The sequence below is a fragment of the Streptomyces coeruleofuscus genome, from assembly GCF_039532725.1.
Taxonomy (GTDB): domain Bacteria; phylum Actinomycetota; class Actinomycetes; order Streptomycetales; family Streptomycetaceae; genus Streptomyces; species Streptomyces coeruleofuscus.
Genome location: NZ_BAAASE010000016.1, coordinates 1 through 14,037 on the forward strand (window position 1 = coordinate 1; position 14,037 = coordinate 14,037).

Consider the following 14,037-nt stretch of genomic DNA (forward strand, 5'->3'; position numbering starts at 1 on the left):
TCACCTCCTGGCGGCTCAGGAGCACACCCGGGAGGGGACCGCTGTCCCAGAACTTCTTGATGTCACCCCGCAGCCGGGTCAGCACCTTGAAGGCGCGGTCCACATCCAGCGGGTACAGCTTGTCCATGGGGACGCCGTCGGCCAGCAGCGCGAACTCCAGTTCGGGCAGGTCGCCGTCCGGGCTGACCATCGCGCGGCCGCCCTGGAACGCCTTGGTGTCCCAGAAGTCCGCCCACGACTCCGGCTTGCGGCCGTCGAAGGCGTCGGTGCGGTACGCGATGCACTGGCCGTAGAAGGAGTTTCCGATGGCGTGCTCGGTGATCTGATTGTCGGGGATCTTCGCGCTCTTCAGGCTCTTGACCCGGTCGGGGTCCAGCGTCTCCAAGGCGTCCTGCTTCACGTACTTGAGGTGGGACATCATCGCGTTGTTGATGAGGTCGCACTGCGGGCGGCCCTGCTTGATCTGGGCCAGCAGCGGGGCATCGTCCAGGTTGAGCACCTTGACGCTGATGCCGGTCTCCTGCGTGAACGGCGTGTAGATCGCCTTCTGCAGGGCCGCGCCGTAGGAACCGCCACTGTCGCGGACGACCACCGTCTTGCCGCCGCCCTTGGCGCTGCCGGACGGGGTGCGGCTGGTGCCGGTGCCGCAGGCGGCGAGAGAGGGCAGGGCGGCGAGGGCGGCCAGACCGCCTGCTCCGCGCAGGAGCGTTCTACGACCGATCACGGGATCACTCATGACAAATCTCCTGGAAGTAGCGCATTGAGGGCCAGCTCAGCGGGATAGGGGGAATCAGGGGAGTCGAGGGGGTATGCAGCGCGTCAGTCGCGGGGGACGGCGATCTCGGCGAGCAGCATGCCGAGGCGGACAGAGAGCCCGTTCATGCCGTAGATGACCGTTCCGGTGGCCGGGGCGACGACCTTGTGCTCGGTGCCGTCAGCCGGGTCGATGACGCGGCCGATGGTCTGTCCTTCGGTCACCTCGTCGCCTGCGATCGCGTCCGGGTACCACAGGCCGGCGACCGGGGAGACGATCTCGCCCGTCCAGACCCACTCGCGGGGCTGCACGGTGACCGGTGCGAGGTTCTGCGGGGCCTCGATGACACCGAGGTGGTGCAGCAGCCGGTACAGGCCGTCGAGGAGCCTGCGCACGGTGGCGGGGTCCCGGTCGCCGAGCTGCCCGGTCTCGATGAGGATCCCGGGGATGCCCTGGCGGTTCGCCGCGGCGTGGCTGTTGCCGCCGTCCGGGAGGGGGCGGGGCATGACCCGTTCGTAGCCGACGGCGTGGGCCATTGCCTTGATCTTCGCGGCCAGCTCGGCATCGGAGGTCACGCGGTAGCCGACGAAGTCGAGCAGGTGCTGGTCGATGCCGCCGCTGTGCAGGTCCACGTAGGCGTCGGCGCCGTTGACCACGTACTCGAAGAGCCAGGCCGCCATCCGCTCGGTGGGGCCGCCCTCCTTGTCGCCGGGGAAGATGCGATTGATGTTGACGCCGTCGAGTGGGGAGACGTTGAGCCTGCCCCCGTAGACGGCCGGCGGGTTGGCCACGGGGCAGATCACCAGCTGGCCGGTGATGTCGTCCGGTTCCAGCAGCCCGGCCAGATGGGTGGCGGCGTCGATGCCGATGAATTCGCCGCCGTGGACACCACCGGTGATCACGACCCTGGGTCCGGGACGGGAGCCGTTGACGAGGATCAGGGGAACGTCCGCTGTGGTGGTGCCCAGGTCGGCGGCCAGGCTCCCGCGGGTCTTCTGGCCGGGCTCGGCCCGCAGGGGGCCGATGGTCAAGGTCATGTCTTACCTCGTAGTGAACTCAGGCCTCGGTGCGGCCGTTTGTGGTGATGAATTCGATCGGCTGGGAGGTGCGGCCCTCCAGTGCGAGGTCAGCGGCGACGTCGCCCATGGCGGGCGAGATCTTGAAGCCCTGACCGGAGAAGCCGGCCAGCAGGACGATGTCGTCGCAGCCCGGCAGGGAACCGACCAGCGGCCGGGTGCTGCCGGTGTAGCCCTCCATGAAGACGGACAGCCGCACCGGGTCGGGGTTCAGGCCGGGCAGATAGCGCCCCACCACCGTGGTGAAGGCCTGCAGTTCCTCCGGTGCGACGGTCCGGTCCAGCCGGTTCGGGTCCTCCACGGGCTTGTGGTGGGCCTGGGGCAGGCCGAGCTTGACAGTCAGGCCGCCCGGGGACGGGATGCCGTAGAAGGGGAACTCGCCGCAGCGGATGAAGGCGGGACGCTCGGCGTCCGCCGGGTGGTCCTGGTGGGGCAGGAACCAGGCGCTGATCGCGCGGTAGATGCTCACCTCCCACGGCAGGTCGGGCAGCAGGTCGCCCACCCAGGGCCCGGGGGTGACGACCGCGGCGTCGAAGCGCTCCGTGTCGGTGTCGGTGCGGATCTCCACGCCTCCCCCGGTGACGGGGGTGACGTCCCGCACCGGGGTGTAGCGGCGGATCCGGGCACCGAGCTCCTCCGCGCGCCGGGCCGCGGTCTGGACCGTCAGCTCGGGGCGGACGAAGCCCGCGTGGGAGTCGAGGACCACCAAGTCGCCGTCGCCGACGCGGAACTGCGGGAAACGCTTGGCCATGGCCTCGGTGTCGATCACCTCGTGGTCGAGGCCGTGCTCGGCGATGCCGTCCATGACGGTACGCATCTCGGGGTCGTCGGCCGGTCCCATGACCAGGGCTCCGGTCAGGCGGCGCAGTTCCCGCCCGGTCTCCGCCTGCAACTGCTGCCAAAGGGCCTCGGCGTGCCGGACGAGCGGAACGTAGCGGCCGTCGTGGGTCTGCACGCTGCGGAAGACCCTGGTCTCACCGCCTGCGGCGCTGCGGTCGTGACCGGGGGCGAAGCGGTCGTAGGCGACGACCTCGGCGCCCCGGGCCGCCAGCCGCCAGGCGGCCTGACTGCCCATGGTGCCGGTCCCGACGACAGCGACGCGCTTTCTGGTGGCCATGTGGTGCTCCCTGTGCATGTACCGGATGGTGGCCGGGTGGGGTTCAGGCCTCGGTGCGGCCGACGGTCGACATGAAGTCGATGGGCTGGGAGGAGGAGCCCTCCAGCGCCAGGTCCGCGGCGATGTCGCCGAAGGCCGGGGAGAGCTTGAAGCCGTGGCCGGAGAACCCGGCGAGCAGGATCACGTTCTCGTTGCCGGCCCCGGGCAGCGGACCGACCAGCGGGCGGGTGCTGTCCGTGTAGCCCTCCATGAAGACGGACACGCGGGTCGGGTCCGGGTGCAGGTCCGGCATGTGACGGCGGATCAGCTCGGCGTAGATCTCCAGCTCCGCCGGCTGGACGGTGCGATCCAGGGTGTTGGGGTCATCGGCCAGGCGGTGCAGGTCCTTGCTGAGCCCGAGCTTGACGGAGATGCCGTCCGGGGAGGGCAGGCCGTAGCAGTGGGTGGGGGTGGTGCGGATGAACGCGGGACGCTCCTCGCCGAACCAGGCGCCGGTCGTGGGCACGAACCAGGCGCTGATCACGCGGCGGATCTGCACGTCCCACGGCAGGCCGGGAAGCAAGTCGTTGACCCACGGGCCGACGGTGACGACGACCGCGTCGAAGTGCTCGCTTCCGGAGTCGGTGTGGATCTCCACCCCGCCGTTCACCGGCGTGATCTCCCGCACCGTCGTGTAGCGGTGGATCGTGGCACCCAGCTGCTCCGCGCGGCGTGCGGCGGTCTGGACGGTCAGCTCGGGACGGATGACACCGGCCCGGCGGTCGAGGACGACGGCGTCGCCGTCTTCGAGCCGGTACTGGGGGAACCGTTTGGCCAAGGACTCGGCGTCGAGCACTTCGTGGTCGAGGCCATGCTCGGCGATGGACTCGAGGACGGTGGCCATCTGCTGTTCCTCGGTGGACCCCATGAGAAGGCATCCGGTCAGGGTGCGCAGTTCGCGGCCGGTTTCCTGCTGGAGCTGCTCCCAGAGGACGTCGGCGTGCCTGAGCAGCGGAACCCACCGGGAGTCCTCGAAGTGGGCGCTGCGGAAGATGCGGGTCTCGCCGCCGGCAGCGCCGCGGTCGTGGCCGGGGGCGAACCGGTCGTAGCCGACGACCTTGGCGCCCCGGGACGCGAGCCGCCAGGCGGCCTGGCTGCCCACTGTTCCGACTCCGACGACGGCGACGCGCTTCCTGGCTGCTGGCACAGGGCTTTCCTTTCGTACCGCCGGGCCGCATGCTGGGCCCCGAGCGTGAAGATGGTCGATTTGCGGCGGCTTGGAGGGGCGGGCCCTGGAGGCCTCGATCGCTCACATCCGTCCGGGTTCGGGGGTCCCCCTCAACCTCGGAGCCTGTGAAGCCGTGCCACATTGTGGAATGTTGTGCTAGGATCTGGCACAGAGAATGACAGCGGCTCCGAGGGGAGTCAAGAGGGTGTCCAGCACAATCTCTGAGGATCAACAGGGGGCAAACGGATGGAGATGAAGAGCGTCACCAGGTCGCTGCGCATCCTGGAGGCGGTCGCCCAGCATCAGCCGGTCACCGTCGGGGAACTGACGAAGATCTTCGGTCTTCCGAAGTCGACGGTGCAGCGCACGCTGGTCACACTGGCTGAAGCCGGCTGGCTGCGGGCCAACCGCAGGGACACCACCCGCTGGGAGATCGGCGCCCGGGTCCTCGCCGTGCGGCCCGCCGCCCTGCAGGGCTCCAGCCTGCTCACCGCCGCCCACGAGCCGATGGTCCGCCTGCGCGACGCCCTGAACGAGACGATCCACCTGTCGGTGCCGGACGCCCTCCAGTGCATGGTCGTGGTGGACCGCGTCGACTCCGACCATCCGGTACGCACGTTCCACACCATCGGCGACACCTCGCCACTGCACGCCACCGCGGTGGGGCGGGCGGTTCTCGCCCACCTGCCGAAACAGGACGTCGAGGAGCTCATCGCGCAGGGGCTCGAGCGCTTCACCGACACCACGCCCGCCGATCCCGACGAACTGCGCGCCGAACTGGACCGGATCCGCACCGACGGTTATGCGGTCAACCGCAATCAGTACCGGCCCGGTGTCTGCGCCATCGCCGCGCCCGTTCTGGACGAGGACGGCGCCCCGCTCGCCTCCGTCGCCGTCTCCATGCCGGACTCCCGCTTCGACGCCGAACGGCTGCCCGAGTGGAGCCGCATGGTCGCCGAGACGGCCGCGGAGATCACGGGCCGTCGACGCGGCTGAATGTCAGACGGAAGCACTTGACAGCCGCACGGCGACATCGGCCCCTCACGCACGAGCGTGGGGGGCCGACTCGTATGACACGCGACCGTCACCGCTCTGTGCCCGACTGGGGGGCCGGGCACAGAGCGGCTGTATCGCGCGGCTCGGTAGGCGAGTCAGGGCACTACCGCTGTCCGTCGCCGCGCGGACGGGGGATGTGGCACCTCCACGGCGCCGGCCCGATGTCTGGTCCGATCACGCGTGCCGCATTGTGGAATGTTGTGCTAACATCCGGCACGAGCTTGCCTGAGGCTCCGGAGAGAGTCAAGAGGCGAGACCGAGCCGTTTACCCGTACCGCGAGGCCCCAGATGGAGATGAAGAGCGTCACCAGGTCGCTGCGCATCCTGGAGGCGGTCGCCCGGCATCAGCCGGTCACCGTCGGGGAACTCACGAAGATCTTCGGTCTTCCGAAGTCGACGGTGCAGCGCACGCTGGTCACACTGGCCGAAGCCGGCTGGCTGCGGGCCAACCGCAGAGACACGACCCGCTGGGAGATCGGCGCCCGCGTACTGTCCGTGCGGCCCGCCGCGCTGCAGGGCTCGAGCTTGTTCGCCGCCGCCCGCGAGCCGATGGTCCGCCTGCGCGACGCCTTGAACGAGACGGTGCACCTGGCGGTGCCGGACGCCCTTCAGTGCATGGTCGTGGTGGACCGCGTCGACTGCGATCACCCCGTGCGCACGTTCCACACCATCGGCGACACCTCACCCCTGCACGCCACCGCGGCCGGACGCGCCGTCCTGGCCCATCTGCCACATTCCGAGATCGACCAGTTCTCGGCGGGCGTGCTGGAGGGGTACGGCAAGGAGACCATCACCGACCCGTCGGAACTGCGTGCGGAACTGCGTCGCGTCAGGCACCGCGGTTACGCCGTCAACCGCAACCAGTACCGGCCTGACGTGTGCGCCGTGGCCGCGCCCGTCCTGGACGCCGGCGGCTCCCCCCTGGCCGCCGTCGCCGCCTCCATGCCCGAGTCCCGCTTCGATCCCGCCGGCACGGCCGAGCTGGGACGTATGGTCGTAGACACCGCATCGGAGATCACCACCCGCTACCTGGGCTGACGGCGGTAGGGCCCGGACCGGCAGCCCGCAACGCAGGTGCCTGCGCCACCGAGTCGCTGTGAAGACTCTGGGTGTTGGCGCCGGAGGTGCTTACTGAGGTGGTTTTCTGTCCCCCATGGCTCCAAACGCCATCGAGAGCCTGGCCTCCCTCATCGCGGCGCGCGTCGACACCCCTCCGACTCACGGGAACTGGGAACCACCTGCGCGGTGGGAAACGATCACTCCGAGCGCGGGAAGCGATCTTGGGAGTCCCTGCATCGGCGCTGATCAGCGCATTCCGTCGGTGCCCCACACCGGGCATCGAATACGCGCCGCCTCGCCCGGTCGGCCCGTGGTCAGTGCGTTGACTGTGCCGATCGCGCGCAGGTTGACGCCGTCGCGCCCGAGTTCCAGCCCGAGGCGCCCCCGGTGCCATAGCCGACGGCGGCGATCCGGTCGGGGTCGGTCCGCGGTTCGGTGCGCAACACGTCGAGCGCTGCATGGCCGATGCTCCGCATCCGGTCGGGATCAGCGAGCAGTGGCATGCAACGGGCCAACATCTCCTCGGGGTCGCTCAAATAGCGCCCGCCCTGAAGGTCGAAGGCCAGCGCTATTTATCCCAGCTCGGCGAGAGCATCGGCCCTGCGGCGCTCGACGTCGCTGAGCCCCGTGCCCTCTGGTCCGAGCAGCACTGCGGGCCGGCGGTCGACACCGGCCGGGAGCGCGAGGTGCCCGATCATCGTCAGACCGTCGGCCGGGTACTCGACCGTACGCGTCGTAATCGTCGTCATGAGACTGGACTGTAGTGATCGTCGAGCCAGGTCCGGCGGCTGTTCTGCCGCTGGCAGAGCAGCGCGGACATCCCCCTGAAATACTCGCGAGAGCTCACAAGAACCGTCACAAACCTCGTCCCCACGGCAGCTATCCATCCCATTGCCCCTTCGACCCGTATCTCGGTCAGGCCTCTCACCGGTTTGAAGATGGGATCCCAGGCAGTTGAGCAGGGCAGTAATTCCGAGTCCGCGCTATTGGGGGATGGTGACCAGGATGCGGCCGTGGCCACCGCCGGCGTCGACGTGGTCGTGGGCCTTGGCGATGTCGTCCAGCCGGTAACGGTCGCCGACGGCGACGGTAAGGGCGCCGACGGCGGCGGCGGAGGTGAGGTCGCGGGCGGCCTGGCGCTTGGCCTCGGCGGGGAAGTCGTCGCTGCCGAGCAGCCGCAGGGTGACGTTATTGAACAGCAAGGGCCAGAAGGGGATCGCAGTGCGGTCCGTGCGGGTGGCGTAGGCGGCGATGACGGCTCCCTGGGCGGCGACGGCGTTGTCGAGGTCGGCGTTGTCGGACAGCGCGACCTCGATGATCCGGTCGACGCCCCGCGGCGCGTACGAGCGGATGGCTGTGGCGGGGTCACCGGTGTCCAGGGCGACGGCGTGGGCGACAACGGCCGGGTCGACGTGGTCGAGGTCCGTGGCTCGGCGGACGGTGGCGATCACGGTGGCGCCGGCCCAGTGGGCGAGCTGGGCGGCCAGTGAGCCGACGCCGCCGAGAACCCCGTGGACCAGGACCAGTTGGCCGTCGACCGGGCCGTCGGCGAAGACGGTGCGGTGGGCGGTGATGCCAGGGATGCCGAGGCTCGCGCCCAGCTCGTCACTGAGGTGGTCGGGCAGGGGTGCGGCCTGGTGGTCGGGTACGACGGTGTACTGGGCGGCGGTGCCGAAGGGGCGGTAGGACTGCGCGCCGTATACCCAGACCCGTTGTCCGACGCGGTGGGCGTCGACTTGGGCGCCCACGGCGTCGATGACTCCGGCGGCGTCGCTGTGCGGGATCACTTGCGGGTAGGGCATGGACGAGCCGAGCCAGCCGCGCCGTTTCTTGGTGTCGCCGGGGTTGACGCCCGAGACGGTGACGCGGACGCGGACCTCGCCGGGGCCGGGGACGGGATCAGGGAGTTCGCCGACGTGCAGGACATGGGCGGCGGGGCCCTGGTCGTCGTACCAGGAAGCAAGCATGGGGGTACCTCCGTGGGCCGTCAGCTCGCGGGAGCGGCGGGCGCCTGTGGATCGCTGTCGGTGCATGCGGTGCCGAATGCGGGCGGCTTCTCCCCGAGGGTCTCGCGCAGCCAAGTCCGTTCGGCGCGGCTGGTGGCGCGGGCGGTGAGCAGCATGCCCCGTCGGTAGGGGTCGGCGATCTCCTCGGCACGCAGGGGCCGCTCGTTGTCGTAGAAGAAGCTCGCCGGTTCTTCCAGGAACTCCAGCCGTCTGCGCAGCACCGCGTGCTGTTCGGCCACGTCAGGCAAGTGAGAAAGGAATGCCAGAACGACGTAGAACCGGGTGAAGTCGGTGATCTCATGGTCGGCGGGCTTGCGCAGGCGCTGAAGCATTTCGGCCCGTCCGGCCGCGGTCAGGCTGAGCACGTACCGGGCCGCCCCGGCGGCCGGGTCGGCGCGCCGCTCGATCAAGCCCGCCTTGGTCAGACGGTTGATTGCCGGATACAGGCTGCCGTCACTGACCGGCCGCGTGTAGCCGGTCAGCTGTGAGAGGCGGCGGCGCAGTTCGTGTCCGGGCAGGGGGGTCTCAGCCAGGAAGCCGAGTATCGCGAGTTCCAGCATGAGTCCATCTTTGCACGCAACATCGAATCGATGTGAACATCGAAGCGATGTTACGCTCGCAGGTACCCGCTCAAACGTCTCTGGAGAGGCACAGCAAGATGCCGTCGCAGTCCACCGAGTCAGTGATGAACCGCTTCGTCGAGTTCATCAACACGGGCAACGAGGATCTCGCCCGCGAGGTCATTTCTCCGGACGCGGTGTTCCACGCACCCAGTCACCCGGAACCACTGCGGGGGCCCGATGGGTACATGGAAGTCCTCGGGATGATGCGCGGCGGCTTCTCGGATGTGGAGTGGACGCTGGAGGAGACGGTCACCGAAGGCGACACAGTGGCCGCGCGGTTCACCATGCGAGGAACCCACGACGGTGAATTCTTCGGGATCCCGGCGAGCGGCAACAAGATCTCGGTGCAGGCCATGAACTTCTACTACCTGGCCGACGGCCGGATCGTCGGCGAACAGGCTCAGCCCGACCTCCTCGGGGTGATGCAGCAGATCGGTGCCGTACCGGCGTCGTGAACCTCGTAGCGCCGCATGAGGTCGGTCTTCTTCTTGATCCGGCGTCTTCGCGCAGGCAGCACCCGTTGCGGTGATAGCTGCATGTGGTGTCTTGTCATCGCTGACGTGACCGGGCCGGGTGTGGGAGTACTCGCCGCCCTGCGGGCGAATACTGCAATCCTCGAATACCGACACTCCACCAGTGGGTGCGCGAGACGACCGAGGCGATCGTCGGCGCGATCACCGGCCCCTTGGCCGCTCCCAGCAGTCTGCTGCTCGGCAGGTACGACGACGATGGCCACCTTGAGTACACCGGCAGCACCACCACTCTCGTCCAGGCGGCGAGCAGCACGGTCGCCGGGCTACTCGCTTCGGCCCGGCGTGGTCATCCGTGGATGGGCTGGTCGTTCTCCGCCGGGTGGGGCAGCCGGGAGACGCTGGACGTCACGCTGGTGGAACCCAAGCTGGTGGTGGAAGTAGGCGTCGACGTCGCACGCGATGCCTCCGGCCGGTAGCGCCACCCCGCTCGCCTGCACCGAGCCCGCCCCCGACCTCTCCCCCGACGACGTCCCCCGCTGGTCCTGAGGGCCGCCTTACGGTGAACCGGGCGCGCGGCCCCGCGTCGGGCCAGGACACCAGCGGGCGCTTGATCCCCTGGGCCCAGTTCCCGGTCTGCGGCCATGGTCTCTGCGTATTTGCGAGTGTTGGGGGCCTTGCCCTGCTGGTCGGTGTAGTGCTGGCTTCCGTCGACCTCAAGTACGACGCGTTTACGGGCATGGCCTGCAGGATGCACTGTGGCAGGGCAGCGACTGCGTAGAGGTTCCCGGCAGGACCAGACGTGAGCTCTCGGCGTCATTGCCGCTCGGCGATGGTGCCCGGGTCAGTGTCGAGGACGGTCAGGACGGGGTGGCCGGCGTCGAGGATGCGCCAGTAGGTCCCGCGGTACTCGCCGTTGCCGTCCGCGATCAGCGCGGCGGCTCCCGGGGACTTGGCCGCGGCGGCGCACTCCTCGGCCCCGTTCCCGTATAGCTACGGCCAATGGAGATGTAGCGCTGCGTGACGGGGTGCCGGTGAGAACCGCGTCACCAGCCGCAAACGGCGGTGATCAGCCCTTGGATGGTGATCTTCCTGGGCTGGGCGGCTCGTACACTGCCGAGAATGGAGGACCACACGGCCACCGGAGTCGGTGCACGTCCGGCGCCCGGCCTGCGGCAGTACGTCGACTCGTATGTCGGCTTCGACCTCCGCGGGCTCCCGACGGGGGTGCACTGCGGCCCGCCGAGTCGCGCGCTCACTGCGGTGATCAGCCTGTCAGATCCCTTGGAGGTGGCGGCGGGCGTTGACGACGGGTCACCGGTCACCCGATTCGGCAGCGTGGCCGGCGGTCTGATGCGCCGGTCCGTCGCGATTCACCACGACGGACGCCAGCAAGGTGTTCAGGTAGCGCTGACACCGCTCGGGGCCCGGGCCATCTACGGCATGCCCGCCGCCGAGCTCGCCCACCGACTGGTCCCACTTGACGAGCTTCTCGGAGCGCTTGCCGTCGAGCTGGTCGACCGGCTCCGATCGGCGACGACATGGGCGGCGCGGTTCACCGCGCTGGACGAATTGCTCCTCCGAGCTGTCGGCCGTGGCGCCTGCGGCGACCATGTGCGCTGGGTGCGCCCCGAGGTAGCCGAGGCATGGCGCCGCCTCGTCGCCGCGCGGGGTTGCGTCCAGGTTGGTGCGGTCGCCGCGGAACTCGGCTGGAGCCGTCGGTACCTCACCGAGCGGTTTCGCGGTGAGGTGGGCCTGTCGCCGAAGACCTTCGCCCGAGTCTTGCGCTTCGAGCACGCGCACGAACTGGCGGCGGCGCAGGACCCGCTCCCGTGGGGCGATGTCGCAACCGTCTCTGGCTACGCCGACCAGGCCCATCTCGTTCGGGACTGGCGCGAGTTCACGGGCCGATCGCCGACGGCCTGGCGTCGCAGCGAAGTCCTCCTCGGAGCCGGGTAGCCGCCGACCGTCTGCCCGTCGCGTCGGCTTCTCTTCCCTTTTCTTCAAGACCGCCCGATCGCTGGCGTGGACGATCGTCGGCATGAGACTCGTCAACCACGAATGCAATGCCATGGACCTGCGGATCACCCCCGTGCACCTCGGACTGGGATCGAGAGCCAAACCCGTCGAGGGCTTCACCTGGGACCCGAAGGTGCTCCAGGCCTACAGCGCCGCGGTCGCGGCAGACGGCGCCGAGGGCCGGATGGTGATGATCTTCGACGGCGACGGGCTCGGCGACCATTGGGAGAGCCACCCTGCAGGCGACGAACTGGTCGTTTGCCTCAGCGGGTCCGTGACGGTCACCCGCGACATGGACGGGGTCCCCGACCGCGTTCTGCTCGGGCCGGGCGAGGCCACCATCAACCCGGCCGGGGTATGGCACGTGGTCGACATGGAGGGGCCGACGTCCATCCTGGCCATCACTGCGACCCTCGGCACCGACCACCGTCCTCGGACCGACACCCGCCCGACCGAACGCGTCGGCACGTCCAGCCAGGAGGAAGCGCCGTGACGACACGCATCGCGTGCCTCGGCGACAGCCTCACCCGCGCGCAGTTCAGCGTCGACTACCTGGATCTTCTCGGACGACGCCGCCCTCCCGGTGACGTGCAGCTTGCCCGTTTCGGCGCCAACGGCGACTTCGCCTACAACCTCTTGCAGCGCCTCGATACTGTCGTCACGAACCCACCCGATGTGATCACCGTGTTGATCGGGACCAACGACGCCCGAGCGAGCCTTGCCGGCTACCCCGTCGAGCAAGCCATGAAGCGCAAACAGCTCCCCGATCGCCCGTCGGCCGGCTGGTTCCAACAGTGCCTGGGAGCCGTCGTCGCACGGCTGCGAGCGGAGACCGACGCGACGATCGGTCTGCTGTCGATACCGGTACTCGGCCAACAACTCGACGGAGCAGCGGCACAGGCATCGCAGGCGTACAGCCGGATGATCGCCGAGATCGCCGCCACCAACGAGGTGGCCTACCTTCCGCTCCACGAACGCCAGATCGAGGAACTGCGCCAAGCGGACCCACCGCCGATTTCATACCGGGAGGTGACGCCCGCAGCGGCCGTCGGCGTCCTCGTCCAGCAGGCAGTGCTGCGCCGCAACCTCGACACGATCTCGCGACGGCGAGGTCTCGTACTCACGACCGACCACATCCACCAGAACAGCCGCGGCGCCACCCTTATCGCTGAGGTCATCGACGCCGGTCTGCTGCCCCAGAGCGCGTAGCCGGTTCCGGCGCCCGGCCGCAGAACAGACTGCCTGCCCGGCTGGTTGGCGAACGGCTCGACGGCGTCCCCCTGCGGCGTTCCGATGCGCCTGGCGACTACATTCCGTACCTGCCGCCGCGCGAGGAGCTGCCGCCCGAGACGGCCGACGCCATGCTTGGGTTTCTGGGCCAGTTTCCGGCCGGACGCCTTGGCGTCACACCTTCCCGTCTGGAAGGCGCGCGGGTTCCCCTCGTGCTCAAGGAACCCCAGGAGGGGCCCGTGCCGCTCCCGTTCGGCACGTCGAAGCTGCTGGACGGGAGCCATCATCCGCTCTACTGGGCTCTGCCCGCAGGCCTTCGGCCTCCCGCAGTTCTGCCCGTGTGCGGACTGTCGGCACTCTCCCTGTAGGGCCGCCGTGAGGGGTCACGAGACCGGCGGCGCTCCCCCGAGACGCCTCCAAGCCGGTGGCCAGTCGGTTCGTATGCTGACCGCATGGGCGTATGCATGGAGGTCCTGATCGTTGACTGGGCCCATCTGGAGTCGGTGCCTGCTGGACAGCGGGAGGACCTGGTCGGGGAGGCCGCGTTCGGCCCGGACGATGCTTACGACTACATCCAACCGCCGGGGTGGACATGGCCCTACCCCACGGAGGCCCGGTGGTGGGCGCGCTACGAGTTCCTCGACACCATGACCTCGCACAAAGCGCACTTCTGGGCTGGCGAACGCTGGGACGAACTGCGCGCCTTCGTCGATGCGCCGCTGCGGGACGCTCTTGACCAGTTCAGTGCCCCGCTGTTCTGGGATGGCTACACCTACGCCTCCGAGGCGTCAGACTTCTCTCCGGCCGTGGAGCCGGGCGCCTGCGACTGGACCTCTCGGCTCGACGTCATGCTCCGGCTGCTGCCGGAGGAGGTAGCAGCGCTGCATCACTTCTGGGGACAGGTCGAGCCGCACCTCGGCTCACTGCGCGAGCCTTTCGACCGCCACCTCACCGAACCCATCGGCTGGATCAAGGACTTCCCTTCGTTCTCCCGACTCGTCACCGAATGGGGTGACGTCGTCAGCCAGGCCGCCCGCCGCGACTGGGCCGTCATCGGCCTGCGGAGCTAAGCACTTACGGTCGGCAGCCTGCTCGGGACCACTGCACCGAACTAAGACCGGGTCCTACGTGGTGAGGCGTCGTTGACCTCGATATGGGGCGGGGTACGTGGAGTTGGGTTGTTCCGGATGGGCTGTGGAAGATTGCGAAGCCGTTGATCCCGCCCCCGAGGGTGCGGCCGCAGGGCGGCGGAACGCAGGACACCCTGATGAGACGCTGTTCGCGGCCATCATCTACGTTCTGGTCAGCGGATGTGCCTGGCGCCAACTGCCGCCGTGCTTCGGCAGCCGCGAGCGCGATCCCCGCAACTACCTGGCCTTCCTCGGCCTCGCCGCCGCCCTCTGCTGCTACAAACGACTCA

Annotated in this window: 14 protein-coding genes and 2 pseudogenes; 9 read left to right on the top strand and 7 right to left on the bottom strand. The window is 69.1% G+C overall.

What is annotated here, in order from left to right; all coding sequences use genetic code 11:
- The 4 genes from ABFX81_RS39120 to solA (ABFX81_RS39135) all read right to left on the bottom strand — a co-directional run.
- On the bottom strand, positions 1-736 hold a 736-nt coding region (locus tag ABFX81_RS39120; protein ID WP_346139412.1), incomplete at its 3' end, for an extracellular solute-binding protein.
- Between the two features lie 83 nt (positions 737-819).
- The gene (locus tag ABFX81_RS39125) at positions 820-1,791 is read right to left on the bottom strand and encodes a succinylglutamate desuccinylase/aspartoacylase domain-containing protein (RefSeq protein ID WP_086841530.1); all 972 of its coding nucleotides are present in this window, start codon (positions 1,789-1,791) and stop codon (positions 820-822) included.
- 19 nt (positions 1,792-1,810) lie between these two features.
- Positions 1,811-2,947 (bottom strand): N-methyl-L-tryptophan oxidase, encoded by a 1,137-nt coding sequence (gene solA, locus ABFX81_RS39130; protein ID WP_086841532.1) that lies wholly within the window; start codon positions 2,945-2,947, stop codon positions 1,811-1,813.
- Positions 2,948-2,990: 43 nt separating this feature from the next.
- Entirely contained in the window at positions 2,991-4,133 is a 1,143-nt protein-coding gene (gene solA / locus ABFX81_RS39135; RefSeq protein ID WP_086841535.1) for an N-methyl-L-tryptophan oxidase, read from the bottom strand.
- Positions 4,134-4,406: 273 nt separating this feature from the next.
- Here solA (ABFX81_RS39135) and ABFX81_RS39140 point away from each other — a divergent pair, with 273 nt between their 5' ends.
- Together ABFX81_RS39140 and ABFX81_RS39145 are read left to right on the top strand one after the other, a co-directional pair.
- Positions 4,407-5,150: an IclR family transcriptional regulator domain-containing protein gene (locus ABFX81_RS39140; protein ID WP_086841550.1), complete on the top strand. Its 744-nt coding sequence runs from the start codon at positions 4,407-4,409 to the stop codon at positions 5,148-5,150.
- Between the two features lie 354 nt (positions 5,151-5,504).
- Entirely contained in the window at positions 5,505-6,248 is a 744-nt protein-coding gene (locus ABFX81_RS39145; RefSeq protein ID WP_086841552.1) for an IclR family transcriptional regulator domain-containing protein, read from the top strand.
- A 276-nt stretch (positions 6,249-6,524) separates the two neighbouring features.
- Here the strand turns inward: ABFX81_RS39145 and ABFX81_RS39150 are convergent.
- The 3 genes and pseudogenes from ABFX81_RS39150 to ABFX81_RS39160 all read right to left on the bottom strand — a co-directional run.
- Positions 6,525-7,018: pseudogene (locus tag ABFX81_RS39150) on the bottom strand (dienelactone hydrolase family protein); the annotation flags it as partial.
- A 234-nt stretch (positions 7,019-7,252) separates the two neighbouring features.
- Positions 7,253-8,236, bottom strand: coding sequence for an alcohol dehydrogenase catalytic domain-containing protein (locus tag ABFX81_RS39155; protein WP_086841537.1), 984 nt, complete (start codon positions 8,234-8,236; stop codon positions 7,253-7,255).
- A gap of 20 nt (positions 8,237-8,256) precedes the next feature.
- Positions 8,257-8,835 (bottom strand): helix-turn-helix transcriptional regulator, encoded by a 579-nt coding sequence (locus tag ABFX81_RS39160; RefSeq protein ID WP_086841539.1) that lies wholly within the window; start codon positions 8,833-8,835, stop codon positions 8,257-8,259.
- A gap of 32 nt (positions 8,836-8,867) precedes the next feature.
- On the opposite strand from ABFX81_RS39160, the gene ABFX81_RS39165 reads away from it, so the two are divergent.
- The 7 genes and pseudogenes from ABFX81_RS39165 to ABFX81_RS39200 form a co-directional block, all read left to right on the top strand.
- The gene (locus tag ABFX81_RS39165) at positions 8,868-9,353 is read left to right on the top strand and encodes an ester cyclase (RefSeq protein ID WP_346139413.1); all 486 of its coding nucleotides are present in this window, start codon (positions 8,868-8,870) and stop codon (positions 9,351-9,353) included.
- Positions 9,354-9,538: 185 nt separating this feature from the next.
- Positions 9,539-9,847 (top strand): hypothetical protein, encoded by a 309-nt coding sequence (locus ABFX81_RS39170; RefSeq protein WP_346139414.1) that lies wholly within the window; start codon positions 9,539-9,541, stop codon positions 9,845-9,847.
- Between the two features lie 643 nt (positions 9,848-10,490).
- The gene (locus tag ABFX81_RS39175) at positions 10,491-11,327 is read left to right on the top strand and encodes a helix-turn-helix domain-containing protein (RefSeq protein ID WP_086855443.1); all 837 of its coding nucleotides are present in this window, start codon (positions 10,491-10,493) and stop codon (positions 11,325-11,327) included.
- A gap of 82 nt (positions 11,328-11,409) precedes the next feature.
- Positions 11,410-11,880: a cupin domain-containing protein gene (locus ABFX81_RS39180; RefSeq protein ID WP_086855440.1), complete on the top strand. Its 471-nt coding sequence runs from the start codon at positions 11,410-11,412 to the stop codon at positions 11,878-11,880.
- Positions 11,877-12,596, top strand: coding sequence for a GDSL-type esterase/lipase family protein (locus tag ABFX81_RS39185; protein WP_086855441.1), 720 nt, complete (start codon positions 11,877-11,879; stop codon positions 12,594-12,596). The genes ABFX81_RS39180 and ABFX81_RS39185 overlap by 4 nt, the downstream gene beginning before the upstream one ends.
- A 473-nt stretch (positions 12,597-13,069) precedes the next feature.
- Positions 13,070-13,687, top strand: coding sequence for a hypothetical protein (locus ABFX81_RS39195; RefSeq protein ID WP_346139416.1), 618 nt, complete (start codon positions 13,070-13,072; stop codon positions 13,685-13,687).
- Between the two features lie 83 nt (positions 13,688-13,770).
- Positions 13,771-13,991: pseudogene (locus ABFX81_RS39200) on the top strand (transposase); the annotation flags it as partial.
- Positions 13,992-14,037: the final 46 nt, after the last annotated feature.

What these genes read in the sequence shown, in the direction of transcription:
- ABFX81_RS39195 (WP_346139416.1), top strand. Translation starts at nt 13,070, where the DNA reads ATGGGCGTATGCATGGAGGTCCTGATCGTTGACTGGGCCCATCTGGAG.
- ABFX81_RS39125 (WP_086841530.1), bottom strand. Translation starts at nt 1,791, where the DNA reads ATGACCTTGACCATCGGCCCCCTGCGGGCCGAGCCCGGCCAGAAGACC.
- ABFX81_RS39155 (WP_086841537.1), bottom strand. Translation starts at nt 8,236, where the DNA reads ATGCTTGCTTCCTGGTACGACGACCAGGGCCCCGCCGCCCATGTCCTG.
- solA (WP_086841532.1), bottom strand. Translation starts at nt 2,947, where the DNA reads ATGGCCACCAGAAAGCGCGTCGCTGTCGTCGGGACCGGCACCATGGGC.
- ABFX81_RS39180 (WP_086855440.1), top strand. Translation starts at nt 11,410, where the DNA reads ATGAGACTCGTCAACCACGAATGCAATGCCATGGACCTGCGGATCACC.
- ABFX81_RS39175 (WP_086855443.1), top strand. Translation starts at nt 10,491, where the DNA reads ATGGAGGACCACACGGCCACCGGAGTCGGTGCACGTCCGGCGCCCGGC.
- ABFX81_RS39160 (WP_086841539.1), bottom strand. Translation starts at nt 8,835, where the DNA reads ATGCTGGAACTCGCGATACTCGGCTTCCTGGCTGAGACCCCCCTGCCC.
- ABFX81_RS39140 (WP_086841550.1), top strand. Translation starts at nt 4,407, where the DNA reads ATGAAGAGCGTCACCAGGTCGCTGCGCATCCTGGAGGCGGTCGCCCAG.
- ABFX81_RS39145 (WP_086841552.1), top strand. Translation starts at nt 5,505, where the DNA reads ATGAAGAGCGTCACCAGGTCGCTGCGCATCCTGGAGGCGGTCGCCCGG.